This is a genomic window from Vibrio sp. VP6, assembly GCF_028823755.1.
GTDB lineage: Bacteria > Pseudomonadota > Gammaproteobacteria > Enterobacterales > Vibrionaceae > Vibrio > Vibrio parahaemolyticus.
This window is the reverse complement of the sequence record NZ_JAPEID010000045.1, coordinates 22111-35142: the sequence shown is the minus strand read 5'-3', so window position 1 is coordinate 35142 and position 13032 is coordinate 22111. Positions and strand designations below refer to the sequence as shown.

14 protein-coding genes and 1 riboswitch are annotated in these 13032 nt (G+C 46.5%); of the genes, 9 read left to right on the top strand and 5 right to left on the bottom strand.

Annotated elements, in window-relative coordinates; translation table 11 throughout:
- Positions 1-290 precede the first annotated feature (290 nt).
- Together OU793_RS20985 and OU793_RS24970 are read right to left on the bottom strand one after the other, a co-directional pair.
- Entirely contained in the window at positions 291-362 is a 72-nt protein-coding gene (locus tag OU793_RS20985) for a winged helix-turn-helix domain-containing protein (protein WP_229608817.1), read from the bottom strand.
- A gap of 73 nt (positions 363-435) precedes the next feature.
- Positions 436-549, bottom strand: a complete 114-nt coding sequence (locus OU793_RS24970; RefSeq protein ID WP_159408062.1) for a helix-turn-helix domain-containing protein — start codon at positions 547-549, stop codon at positions 436-438.
- Between the two features lie 299 nt (positions 550-848).
- Here OU793_RS24970 and crcB point away from each other — a divergent pair, with 299 nt between their 5' ends.
- The 7 genes from crcB (at position 849) to thiH (ending at position 7765) form a co-directional block, all read left to right on the top strand.
- Entirely contained in the window at positions 849-1232 is a 384-nt protein-coding gene (crcB, locus tag OU793_RS20980; protein ID WP_005497358.1) for a fluoride efflux transporter CrcB, read from the top strand.
- Positions 1233-1248: 16 nt separating this feature from the next.
- Positions 1249-1351, top strand: a riboswitch (TPP riboswitch).
- 168 nt (positions 1352-1519) lie between these two features.
- Entirely contained in the window at positions 1520-3460 is a 1941-nt protein-coding gene (gene thiC / locus OU793_RS20975) for a phosphomethylpyrimidine synthase ThiC (RefSeq protein ID WP_015297505.1), read from the top strand.
- Positions 3460-4794 (top strand): thiamine phosphate synthase, encoded by a 1335-nt coding sequence (locus OU793_RS20970; protein ID WP_140103639.1) that lies wholly within the window; start codon positions 3460-3462, stop codon positions 4792-4794. The genes thiC and OU793_RS20970 overlap by 1 nt, the downstream gene beginning before the upstream one ends.
- Entirely contained in the window at positions 4784-5566 is a 783-nt protein-coding gene (gene thiF / locus OU793_RS20965) for a thiazole biosynthesis adenylyltransferase ThiF (RefSeq protein ID WP_140103638.1), read from the top strand. The genes OU793_RS20970 and thiF overlap by 11 nt, the downstream gene beginning before the upstream one ends.
- 79 nt (positions 5567-5645) lie before the next feature.
- Entirely contained in the window at positions 5646-5849 is a 204-nt protein-coding gene (gene thiS, locus OU793_RS20960; RefSeq protein WP_159403995.1) for a sulfur carrier protein ThiS, read from the top strand.
- A gap of 5 nt (positions 5850-5854) precedes the next feature.
- Positions 5855-6622 carry a thiazole synthase gene (locus tag OU793_RS20955; RefSeq protein WP_031813895.1) on the top strand — a complete coding sequence of 256 codons (768 nt, stop codon included), beginning with the start codon at positions 5855-5857 and terminating at the stop codon, positions 6620-6622.
- 15 nt (positions 6623-6637) lie between these two features.
- Positions 6638-7765 (top strand): 2-iminoacetate synthase ThiH, encoded by a 1128-nt coding sequence (gene thiH, locus OU793_RS20950; protein ID WP_086495452.1) that lies wholly within the window; start codon positions 6638-6640, stop codon positions 7763-7765.
- A 168-nt stretch (positions 7766-7933) separates the two neighbouring features.
- On the opposite strand, the gene OU793_RS20945 is transcribed toward thiH, so the two are convergent.
- Positions 7934-9724, bottom strand: coding sequence for an aminopeptidase P family protein (locus OU793_RS20945; protein WP_086584886.1), 1791 nt, complete (start codon positions 9722-9724; stop codon positions 7934-7936).
- 201 nt (positions 9725-9925) lie between these two features.
- Entirely contained in the window at positions 9926-10867 is a 942-nt protein-coding gene (locus tag OU793_RS20940) for a LysR family transcriptional regulator (protein ID WP_005465075.1), read from the bottom strand.
- 106 nt (positions 10868-10973) lie between these two features.
- Here OU793_RS20940 and OU793_RS20935 point away from each other — a divergent pair, with 106 nt between their 5' ends.
- Both OU793_RS20935 and OU793_RS20930 read left to right on the top strand, forming a co-directional pair.
- The gene (locus OU793_RS20935; protein WP_005480931.1) at positions 10974-12167 is read left to right on the top strand and encodes a multidrug effflux MFS transporter; all 1194 of its coding nucleotides are present in this window, start codon (positions 10974-10976) and stop codon (positions 12165-12167) included.
- Positions 12168-12258: 91 nt separating this feature from the next.
- The gene (locus OU793_RS20930; RefSeq protein WP_005458563.1) at positions 12259-12543 is read left to right on the top strand and encodes a hypothetical protein; all 285 of its coding nucleotides are present in this window, start codon (positions 12259-12261) and stop codon (positions 12541-12543) included.
- A gap of 29 nt (positions 12544-12572) precedes the next feature.
- Here the strand turns inward: OU793_RS20930 and OU793_RS20925 are convergent, their stop codons facing one another.
- Positions 12573-13028 carry a DoxX family protein gene (locus OU793_RS20925; protein ID WP_021822489.1) on the bottom strand — a complete coding sequence of 152 codons (456 nt, stop codon included), beginning with the start codon at positions 13026-13028 and terminating at the stop codon, positions 12573-12575.
- Between the last annotated feature and the right edge of the window lie 4 nt (positions 13029-13032).

The following is a 13032-nucleotide window of genomic DNA, read 5'->3' as shown; positions in this document are numbered from 1 at the left end:
TGTCTTTATGAACCCAAGGGACAACGATAGCCTCACCAATTCCTTTTCTGGGACAAACTGAACCGAACGATAAGCATACTCAAATTGTTATTGCTTCACGGCTCTTGGGCGAGTTGCTTTCTCAGCCTATAAGCGTGTTGTCGTGTTTTGTTGCCCAAATCTGGCTTCGTCCTGAATCCAGACATCAACACATTCTAAAGCTATATGTTCTGGGATCTTAAGGATCGTTTCGATTTTGATTTTTTCAAATCCTCTTGTGCTTGTTTGAGGTGTTTTGAGCGGGAAGTTATTCATGAAAAGCCCATGTGGTCGAGCAGGTAATAGATAGAATTAGAGTGGTAGTACTGACCAAATTCTTTCACGATATAAGCCTGGATGTCGGCACCAGTCAGTCGTCCGCCTTGTGTATTATTGGCTTTTCTTTTCCGTCCCTTTTTAAAGAAAGGTCTGAACCCACTTATTGACACTGGTTCGGCTTACCTTGAGCAACTTTGTGATCTGTGTGAGTGAGTGTCCATCTTTGAAATGATCAAGGGCCAGCAGTCTCATTTTCATCTGAATGGATTTTTGCTGACTTGCGAGCTTTTTAAAGTTGATGCTATTGAGGCTATCACAACGAATCAGCATTTTCTTCAAGTAGTACTTAAACGAGATATGTTTATCTAAACGGCAAATTCCCCTAAGAGTTCTTCCTATGAAAAATTGTTTGGAACGTATGTAAAAGTGACTCCTGTAACTTTTAAATATTTCAATGGTTTTAAAGCGATTATATTGTCGAATTCTAAGATTGTGTTACCGATAGCCGAGCGATTTTGATTACAATATCATCAGAACTTCTTGGGGGAATTATGGGGCAATTTTCTATTTTAGGCTTTATCGCACTCGGTGGGGCAATCGGTGCGTGTTCTCGATATTTAGTGTCTGAGTTTTGTGTCTTACTTTTCGGGCGGGGTTTCCCTTACGGTACGCTGACTGTTAACGTTGTTGGCTCTTTCATCATGGGGTTGCTCATTGCGGCATTTGAAAGTGAAATATTGGCAACTGAACCATGGAGACAAGTGATTGGTCTAGGCTTCCTCGGTGCGCTAACCACCTTTTCAACCTTTTCTATGGATAACGTACTGCTTATGCAGCAAGGTGCTTTCTTTAAAATGGGTTTAAACATCTTATTAAATGTTGTACTGAGTATCTCGGCGGCTTGGATCGGTTTCCAATTATTGATGCGTAGCTAGCAAAAGTAACGAAAATGTAATCAGGTCGGCTTGGTTTAACCAAGCCGTTGACCGTTAATTCGGGATCCGTTGAACCTGATCAGATTAATATCTGCGAAGGGAACAAGAGAAGATATCTACACCAGACAACATCTGGCTAACCTATCAAAACGTCGAATGCAGTAAGAGACAAAGAGTGAGCACCTGAACTCTAATCGTCCATAATTCGACCCCTCTTGTCGCATCTATCCGCCAAGCATTTTTATCCCAATACTTTTTATCTAGAATAACAAGCAAGGAAAAATGCTATGTCGAGTCGCAAACAAGCGAGACTGGAAGCAAAACAGTTTATTGATACTCTCTCGGTACAGCCGTACCCAAACTCAACCAAAGTGTATGTAGAGGGTTCTCGTCCTGACATCCGAGTGCCAATGCGTGAAATTTCTTTGGCTGATAGCCTAATTGGTGGCACCAAAGAGGCTCCAATTTTTGAGCCCAATGAGCCTGTACGTGTTTATGACACCTCTGGTGTGTATACCGACCCAGATTACTCTATCGACCTTTATAGTGGTTTACCCAAGCTTAGAGAAGGGTGGATTGAAGAACGCAATGATACTGAAATCCTTGAAGATGTGAGCTCTGTTTACGCAAAAGAGCGTCTTGACGATGAAACCTTAGATGATTTGCGTTATGGCAATTTACCACGTATTCGACGAGCTAAAGCCGGAAAATGCGTCACTCAACTACACTATGCTCGCAAAGGCATTGTTACTCCGGAAATGGAATACATTGCACTGCGTGAGAACATGGGGCGCGCTAAATATCGCGATGACGTGCTGACTCAGCAGCATCCTGGTCAAAGCTTCGGTGCAAATCTACCTAAAGACATTACTGCAGAATTCGTTCGTAAAGAAGTCGCAGAAGGTCGCGCCATCATTCCTTCGAATATCAATCATCCAGAATCTGAACCAATGATTATTGGCCGTAACTTCTTAGTTAAGGTGAATGCCAATATTGGTAACTCATCGGTCACGTCTTCAATCGAAGAAGAAGTGGAAAAACTTGTCTGGGCGACACGCTGGGGTGGCGATACCGTGATGGACCTTTCTACCGGCCGTAACATTCATGAAACTCGCGAATGGATTTTACGCAATAGCCCGGTGCCAATTGGTACGGTTCCTATGTATCAGGCTTTGGAGAAAGTAAATGGCATTGCTGAGAACCTGAATTGGGAAGTCATGCGCGACACGTTAATCGAACAAGCAGAGCAGGGTGTTGATTACTTTACTATCCATGCTGGTTTACTACTTCGCTATGTTCCAATGACGGCGAAACGAGTGACGGGTATTGTTTCGCGTGGTGGCTCGATTATCGCTAAGTGGTGTCTAGCGCATCACCAAGAAAGCTTCTTATACACCCATTTCCGCGAGATCTGTGAAATTTGCGCGAAGTACGATGTAGCTCTGTCTCTTGGTGATGGCTTGCGTCCTGGCTCGGTTGCAGACGCGAACGATGAAGCGCAATTCGCAGAGCTGCGTACACTCGGCGAGTTGACTAAAATCGCATGGGAATATGATGTGCAGGTCATCATTGAAGGCCCTGGCCATATTCCAATGCATATGATTAAAGAAAATATGGACCAACAGTTGGAACACTGTCATGAAGCGCCGTTCTACACCTTGGGTCCTCTAACGACAGATATCGCTCCGGGTTATGACCATATTACATCCGGTATTGGTGCGGCGATGATTGGTTGGTATGGCTGCGCTATGTTGTGCTACGTGACCCCTAAGGAGCACTTGGGGCTTCCAAATAAAGAAGACGTTAAAACCGGCATGATCACCTACAAGCTAGCTGCGCATGCTGCAGATTTAGCAAAAGGGCATCCGGGAGCACAAGTTCGTGACAATGCTTTATCAAAGGCGCGTTTTGAATTCCGCTGGGAAGACCAATTTAACCTCGCTTTAGACCCCGATACGGCACGTGCATTTCATGATGAAACGCTGCCGCAAGAGTCTGGAAAAGTAGCGCACTTCTGCTCAATGTGTGGCCCTAAATTCTGCTCAATGAAGATTTCTCAAGAAGTCAGGGAGTATGCCAAAGATACAGAGCAAGTTGCCGCGGATCAGGCGATTTCTATCAAGATGTTAGATGACCCGCTGGAAGGCATGCGTAAGAAGTCTGAAGAGTTTCGTGCGACAGGTTCCGAGCTTTATCACCCAGCCGTGCACGCCGAGGCGGATGAGTAATGGCTAAAATCCTTATTCCGTCGTCGTTAATTCCGCTGACAGGATCTGTTCAGCAGTGCTTATTGTTGGCGAAAGAACAGGGTTTTAGTATTGATGAGATTGAGTTGGGCGTAAGCCCAACTCAATTTATTCAACTTGTTCTTGGGCAAAATACCTTTCGTGTAGGTACCGATCTGATTGACCTATGTGAGGAAGCAGAGACTGCCGATTTTGTGCTTTACTACCAATCAGGTCTATCGGTTTCAGAATGCCGCCAACAACCATCCTCGGCCATTTTTATTGGTATTCAAGACGTAGAGTCTAAGCACGATGATTCTGTTGAAACGACAAGCGCGGACGTGTTGGATATCTGGCGCCATCCGGTTAATGATGAAATAAGAGCTCTGTCAGTTGCTTCTACTTCTAGAACTACAACTCTTCAAACCGAACAACACTTAGCGTGGACAGTAACGCTGCTTGCTCTCGATTTCCCTATTGAAGACGCTTTGACCTTAGCGCGCCCAATGACGAATGTTTCACGTGAAACACCCATTAATGGTGAAACAATGGTTAAGCAGGAGTGGGCGTCTCAGTTTGCTGATTTTCCTACACCAGTCCTAGAAGATTGTCGTTTAGGCATCAAAGTAGGTTGGTCATCATACGGACAGTCGGTCAATTTTCCTCATCTGAGCAAACAGAGTTTGGGGCTCTATCCGGTAGTGGACGACGTCAGTTGGATTGAACGGTTGTTGCCATTGGGCATCAACACCATTCAACTACGTATCAAAGACCCCTATCAGCCAGACTTAGAACAGCAGATTGCACGCGCAATTGAACTCGGTCGTCACTATGACGCTCAAGTTTTTATTAATGATTATTGGCAACTGGCCATCAAGCATGGTGCTTTCGGGGTTCATCTTGGTCAAGAGGATATCGAAGATTCCAATTTGAGTCAGTTGAGCACCGCAGGCATTTGCTTAGGTCTATCAACCCATGGTTATTATGAACTGCTGCGTATCGTCCAAATTAATCCAAGCTACATTGCGCTGGGGCATATCTTTCCGACCACCACCAAACAAATGCCATCCAAACCGCAAGGTTTGGTTCGCTTAGCCTTGTATCAAAAGCTGATCGATAGCATTCCATATGGTGAAAGTGTTGGCTATCCAACTGTGGCCATTGGTGGCATTGACCAATCAAACGCAGAGCAAGTTTGGCAATGTGGCGTGTCCAGTTTAGCGGTGGTTCGTGCGATTACCTTGTCCGAATCGCCGAAACAAGTGATTGAGTTTTTCAACCAACTGATGAGCACAACGAGCACGTCATTGGTCATGGAGGACTATCGTGCTTACTGATCAAGAATTCATTCGTTATCAGCGTCAAGTTTCGTTACCTGAAGTCGGAGAATCGGGCCAAGCTCGTCTTGGTCAATCTCATGTGTTGCTCATCGGCTGTGGTGGGTTGGGTAGTGCAGCAAGTTTGTATCTCGCGGCTGCTGGCGTGGGTAAGTTGGTTGTGATTGATGATGACCATGTTGATAGCAGCAATTTGCAGCGCCAGGTTATCTATCGTGAAGGCGACATCGAACTGGCGAAAACCGAGGCGATGGCTCAGCAGCTTCGTGATCTCAATTCAATGATTCAGGTACGCACGATTGCCAAGCGTCTCGACCAAGCTCAGTTACAACTCGAAGTCATGTTGGCGGATGTGGTGTTGGATTGCAGTGACAACCTGCCAACGAGGCAGCAGATCAATCAAGTTTGTTATGAGCAAAATACACCTCTGATATCGGCGGCAGCGATTGGTTGGCAAGGGCAGTTTGCTGTTTTTGACTACTCAGACAAACCATCAAATTCAGGCTGCTATCGATGCTTGTATCCGTTTGATGAATTGCAGCAAACAATGAAGTGCAGCGAAACCGGCATTATCGGCCCTGTGGTGGGCACTCTGGGGAACTACCAAGCTCTCGCTGCTATTCAAAAGTTGGCGATAGATCGCTTTCATGTTGGTTGTGGTCAGTTACACCTCTTTGATGGACTGCGGATGAACTGGCAGACCATGTCGATCACCAAAGACAAGCAATGTCAGGTTTGTGGTGACAATAATCTTGCACCAGTGAGCAGTTAAGAGATGACCGCCATGACAGTTTCAAATCAATTCGCATCAAATTCGTTTTTACGTTCATTTGCCAAAGGAGAGAGGTAACGTGATAACTATCGCTATTAACGACCAAGCTCAGCTGGTCGATTGTAAAGCCAACCTACAGCAAATCATTACCCAGTTTTCTCTGCCTGAAATGGGCTGTGTTTTTGCCATTAATAATCAAGTGGTGCCGCGTAGCGAATGGGCGAGTACGGTACTTTCTGAGGGAGATAGCATCTCTCTGTTTCAAGCCATCGCAGGGGGATAATGTCGATGCTGAAAATTGGTGATAAAGAATTTCAATCTCGCTTGTTCACTGGAACAGGCAAATTTTCTAATAGCCGTTTAATGGCCGAAGCCATCCAGGTTTCAGGTTCACAGCTCGCGACGATGGCGCTTAAACGTGTGGATGTACATGATCAGCAAGATGACATTTTGCAGCCTTTGATTCACGCCGGTGTGAATTTGCTACCGAACACCTCTGGCGCAAAAAATGCCAAAGATGCGGTTTTTGCTGCGCAGCTTGCTCGCGAAGCGTTGGGCACAAATTGGGTCAAACTGGAGATCCATCCCGACCCGAAATACTTAATGCCTGACCCGATAGAAACCTTAGCCGCTGCCGAACAGCTCGTGCGAGAAGGCTTTATTGTGTTGCCATATTGCCATGCCGATCCGGTGTTATGTAAACGACTGGAAGAAGTTGGCTGTGCTGCGGTGATGCCATTGGGTGCGCCGATTGGTTCGAACAAAGGTATCGCTTCGCACGATTTTCTAGAAATCATTATTGACCAAGCGAACGTACCTGTTGTCGTGGATGCGGGAATTGGTGCGCCTTCACATGCGGCAAGAGCGATGGAAATGGGCGCGGATGCCGTGTTGGTCAATACGGCCATCGCTGCCGCAAGTAATCCCGTTGCGATGGCGAAAGCGTTCAAGATGGCAGTCGAGTCAGGTCGTATGGCTTATGAAGCTGGGCTTGCAGGGAAAGTTTCTCATGCCGTTGCTTCGAGTCCGCTAACGGCTTTTCTCGATGAACTGTAGAAGTGAGGGTTCAAGATGAGCTTTTATGATCGCTTTCAGCAGCTCGATTGGGATGACATCTCCATGTCGATTTATGCCAAAACGGCGCAGGATGTGGAAAGGGCGCTAGCAAAACCTAAACGAGATTTGGAAGATTTTAAAGCGTTGATTTCTCCTGCAGCTGAACCGTACTTAGAGCAGATGGCAAAGCTTTCTTATTCGCTGACGCGTAAGCGTTTTGGCAACACTATGTCGCTGTATATCCCGCTGTACCTCTCTAATCTTTGCGCCAACGCTTGTACCTATTGTGGCTTCTCTATGGAGAACCGCATAAAGCGAAGAACGCTGAATAGGGATGAAGTTGAGGCGGAGATTGATGCGATTAAGCGAATGAAGTTCGACAGCGTGTTACTGGTAACGGGTGAGCATGAGACCAAAGTTGGGATGAAATACTTTCGCGAAATGGTGCCAATCATCAAGCAGCGATTTAACTATTTAGCGATGGAAGTCCAACCGCTGGATCAGGACGAATATGCCGAACTGAAAACATTGGGTCTTGATGCGGTGATGGTGTATCAAGAAACCTATCATCCTAAAACATATGCTCAGCATCATTTACGTGGCAACAAAATGGATTTCCGATACCGGCTTGAAACGCCTGATAGGTTGGCAAAGGCGGGGATCGACAAAATCGGTATTGGCGCTTTGATTGGTTTGGAAGAGTGGCGCACCGACTGCTTTTTTGCTGCTGCTCATCTGGATTACCTTGAGCGTACTTATTGGCAATCGCGTTATTCGATTTCTTTTCCTCGTTTACGCCCTTGTGCCGGTAATACACCTGCGTCGGGATTACAACCGAAATCTGTCATGACGGATAAGCAGTTGGTGCAATTGATTTGCGCCTATCGGCTGTTTAATCCGGAAGTGGAGTTGTCATTGTCGACGCGCGAATCACCCCAGTTTCGCGACAATGTATTACCGTTAGGCATTACGAGTATGTCTGCGGCATCGAAAACACAACCCGGTGGTTATGCGACCGAAGAGGTGGAACTGGAACAGTTCGAAATCAGTGACGAGCGTAGCGCGGCATCGGTAGAAGACATGATCAGAGCGAAAGGTTTCGACCCGGTCTGGCGTGATTGGCACTCAGCTTACTCAGGTTAACCGAGGCGTTTACTGTGTCATTGGCATGTTTCACGTGAAACATTGTGATTGAATGAACGCTTAGCTTTGAGTTTTATTGATGTGATTTACGAATTTAGCCCCAAAAAAAAGGCTCTCCAAGTGGAGAGCCTTTTCTATTTTATCTTTAATAGATGTTCGCACTTTTGTTTAAGAGTGAGCCAACGGCAGAGTTGCTTCGCGTAGCCATTCTTTTACTTCACCGTCAACAAGCGGGCTGATTTGTTCCCATACTTTTTGATGGTAGTCGTTCAACCAAGCAAGTTCTGGACGAGTCAGCATATCGACATTGATATTACGTTTATCGATTGGACAGCGCGTCAAGGATTCGAATGATAGAACAGGGAAGTCGCCGTTAGTCGGTGTTTCAACTACGAGCTCTAGGTTCTCGATACGGATACCGAACGCATCTGCACGGTAGTAGCCAGGCTCATTTGATAGCACCATGCCTTCAGTTAGCGGCACATCAATTTGTTTCTTAGAGATGCTTGCCGGACCTTCATGCACACTTAGGAAGTGACCTACACCGTGGCCAGTGCCATGGTCGTAGTCATAACCTTCCGCCCAAAGATGTTGGCGAGCCAATGTATCGATTTGGTAACCACGAGTGCCTTTCGGGAAGCGGGCACGTGCTACACCGATATGACCTTTCAGCGCGAGAGTGAACTGCTTGATCATTTCTGCTGATGGCTGACCAATCGCGATGGTGCGTGTAATATCGGTTGTGCCATCTAGGTACTGACCGCCTGAATCAACAAGGTAAAGTGTGTTCAGCTCTAGCTTACCTGGCTCTGGTTGGTTCTCATGATTGTAGTGACACATAGCCGCATTGCCGCCTGCCGCAGAAATGGTATCAAAGCTCAGATCCATCAGCGTTGGGTCTTCTTTACGGAATGCTTCTAGGCGATCAGCCAGTGTAGCTTCATCATGAAGATTGCCAGCAGCCACTTCGGCATCTAGCCAGCAAAGGAATTTGCTCATCGCTACACCGTCGCGGATATGACAGGCTTTCATGCCCGCAATCTCAACTTCGTTTTTCGCGGCTTTTGGCATTAAACATGGATCGGCTGCAGCAATAACCGATGCGCCTGCATTTTGCAGAACTAACTTAAACCATGCGTTACTGATTGCTGGGTCGAGCAATACCTTTTTACCAGACATGGCTTCAAGGCGTGATTGAAGTGCTTCTGGATGATGAACCGTCACACCAGTACCCACATGCGCTGCAAATTCAGCAGGTAAGCGAGCGGGATCTAGGAAGTACTCTACACTTGAGTCGGCATGAAGAATCGCGTGCGACAGTAAAACTGGCAAACGCGATACATCTAAGCCACGTACATTCAATAGCCAACAAATAGAATCAAGCGCTGTGATGACTGCGCTGTCTGCACCGGCTTTTGCTACCAGTTGAGCGATCTCTTTACGCTTACTTTCGCTTGATTGACCAACGGCTTCTGTTGGCATGAGGCGAACGTCAGAAACCACTGGTGCAGGGCGGTCATGCCATAATGCATCAATTGTGTTGCTGGAGAGAATGTTCAGCTCAAGTTTTCCGGCCAGTTTTGCTTGTGCCATATCTAGCCAAGCTGAACTGTGCATACGTGGGTCGATAGCCACGGACGCATTTGAGGTTAGATTGTCTTGAATCCAATCCAATGCTGGTTCTTCAATTAGGTGGCGATATTCAAACAACTCACTAGGAACTTGTTTGGTCACTTGAACTGTGTAGCGGCCATCAACAAAAATCGCGGCTTTGTCTTGTGTGATCACGGCTGCGCCTGCAGAGCCTGTGAATCCGGTTAGCCAATGGAGGCGTTCATTGTGCGCAGGGACATATTCACCCAGGTATTCATCTTCGTGAGGGATCAGTAGGGCATCAATGTTGTGTTGAGCAAGCCATTCGCGAATTGCGTTCACGCGGCTTAGGGTATCGTTGTGCATCTGTTTTATTCCTTCAAATTACCGCTCCTTCATGCTCAGGTGTGGGAGCTGTTTCCTTCTGCTTCGTGCAGTGATTGAGTTAAACGTCGTAGCAAGATGACGTTTAAGTCTGGGTACAACAGGCCATAGATGAGCCAAAAAGGACTATCGACTGTTAAGCTACTCATTTTAACCGCTAAGCGCAAATTGCGTCCGACATTTTTATCTAAGGTGATCGGTTTTTTGCGTGATCATCGTGCGCAGCCAATTCAAGGCTGGGTCGTTTTCTCTGTCTCTGTGCCAAAACAGAGTGTAAGCCATGGGCGGGAATTCAAGCGGCAATGGCAAGACCACCAAGTCGAGCTGTTTGGCAGCCAGTTGCACAAAATGGCTCGGCGCGGTAAAGATGAAGTCGGTGTAAGAACACAAGCTGGCGGCACTATTGAAATCTGGAACGGTGACTGCAATATCGCGCTCTGCGCCAATGTCCGCTAAACGATAGTCCAACAACCAACGGTCGTTTCCATCACATCGCACTTGTACATGACGAAGTGCGAGATACGCTTCGAGGTTCCACTTCTGTTTTAGTGCGGGGTGGTTTTTACGAATGATGCACATCTGATGGTCGCGATAGATTTCGAGTTCGCAAATATCATCCGGTGGCAGTAGGGTAAGTTTTGCGTCATTGATGTCGATGTCTTTACCAGTTAATCCCAAGTCCAACTCACCACGCTGCAACATTTTGAAGGTGTTATCTGACCAAGGATGCGTACTGATGGTGACGCCGGGCGCCTGTTGAAAAATCGCTGGTAAGAAATGCGGCAAGATTAATGGGTAGACACTTTCCACCGCTGCAATTTGAAAACGGTATTCACTGCTTTGGGGCGAAAACTCTTCTGGCTGGGTCAGCACTTCTAATTGGTTAATCAACAGATCCAGTTTCGGTTTGAGGAACAATGCACGTGGTGTTGGCGTTAATCCATGTGAGTTACGCGTAAACAATGGATCATCAAATTGAATACGAAGTTTGGCTAATGATTTGCTCACCGCGGATTGGCTAAGGCACAGTCGATGCGCCGCTCGAGTCACGTTAAGCTCTTCAATTAACACTTTAAAACAGACCAGTAAGTTCAGGTCGAGACGAGCGAGCTTTTCTATGTTCACGGTGAATTTCCTCTGGGGAATAATGGTCATGATTATACATCATTTCCATTCATATCATCAGATGATTAAGCTCTCTGCAAAGTTCTTGTTCAATTTGGAGTGTCGTGTGTCTAGCCATATTTCTAATAGTAAAAAACAAATGGCGTTGTTGACCCTTTTGGTTCTTTTCAGTCCGCTTGCGATTGATATCTATCTACCTGCGTTACCTCTTATCGCTTCAACTTTTCAGGTAGACAATGCGCTAGCACAAGACACGATTACATGGTTCCTATTTGCTATGGGTGTTGGCCAACTGTTTGCTGGCCCTTTGGCAGATAAACTCGGACGTCGAACTGTTGCATTGGGCGGCATCACTATCTACGCAATGAGCGCTTTATTGGCGTGGAGTGCTCAAAATATTGAGTGGATGTTGATGTCTCGTTTGCTACAAGGCTTAGGTGCGTGTGCGACATCGGTAGCAGCCTTTGCAACAGTTCGCGATATTTTCGGCCCAGAGAAAAGCGGCAAGATGATCAGCTACCTTAATGGTGCGATCTGCTTTATTCCGGCACTGGCCCCAATCTTAGGTAGCTGGTTAACACAGCAATTCGATTGGCGTGCAAACTTCAGCTTTATGGCTGGTTTTGCGGTTGTCTCAGGAACGTTGATGTTCTTGATGATGAAGGAAACCAACCCTGCAACCGAGAAACAAGCGGTATTCAAGGTAAGTCGTTACTGGTCGGTACTGAGCACGCCATCTTTCATTTTCCACGCGTCACTATGTTTGATGGCTATGGCGGTTATCTTAGCTTACGTGACGTCAGCACCGTCGGTATTGATGACAGGCATGGGCCTTTCAATGAATGAGTTCACATTCTGGTTTGGCATTAACGCGGTCATTAACATCGCTGGTTGTATGTTGGCACCGAAGTTCATGGAACGTTTTGGCACACACAACACGCTTGTGGTTGGTATCTCGACGTTGGCTCTGGCTGGTGTGGTGATGCTGGTGATGAATGGCCAAAACACGGCGCTGTCGTTCATGCTGCCAATCTTTATGTCGTCCGTTGGTTTTGCTTTGATTCTTGGCGGCGCCGCGGGCAAGGCGTTGGAACCATTCGGTGATAAAGCGGGCACAGCCGCGGCGCTACTTGGTTTGTTCCAAATGAGCGGTTCTGGTTTGTTAGTGGGTACCTTACAGCGTTTGCCATTTGATCCACAAACATTGATTGCTATTCATATGTGGGTATTGCTACCAGCATTGGTGATTCTATTTTCAAAGGCCGGTAAGAGCTGGCACGCACGCTTCGCGAATGCGTAAATCAGTGTAATTTAGTATTTTCCAATGTATGTAACGCGTGTATATTTGTCGTTCACACTTTTCCTGACACCATAATGGAATTCAAAAAGTAATGTCGTTAACCACGTATGAAATGGCTCGTATTTTAGAGCAAATGGAAGAATCACCAGAAAAGGTGATGTTTGGTAAGTTGCTTAATGAGCTGGGCAATCAAAGCTCCGAGCGCATTCGTAGTGCGGCAAAACAAGTACCTCTACCAATCTTGCGTGACATTGTGTACCAATTTCAACAAGTGATTGAGTCACGCAAGGGCGAGCAAGTTGAGCTATTAGCAAAAGACCTCGCACAACAAGGTATCTCAGCGGATGAACTGCTGGCTTATTTAAACAAGCAATAAAAGAAATCCCCGCAATCGCGGGGATTTTTCTATCTGACGAATTTGTCTTTTAGCAATCGGTCGAGCGAAAACGGACCGCCTCCCCACAGCATCACAATCAAAATCATTAACCCCCAGAGTTGGTGGTCATGGAAACCTTTCTCCCACAGTAGTGGGTAGGACAGGACAGCGATAATGTTGAACACAAACAACATGGCAGCCATAGGGCGAGTAAATAATCCAAGCGCTAAAAAGACCGGAAGCACTAACTCTGCGAATGTGCCTGAATAGGCGGCAAATTCCCAAGGTAGCAACGGAACTTGATACTCAAACTCGAACAAGTACAAGGTGCTATCCCATGAGGCAATTTTGATAAGGCCGGAATTAAAAAACACCCAAGCGACCCATAAACGGCAAAACAGCAGCAACAACGGCATTGCGTGAGTTTGTAAGCTGTTGGTGTATTCGTCGTAGCGGCTAATCAGGCTTTTAACAGAATCTGTCATCGTA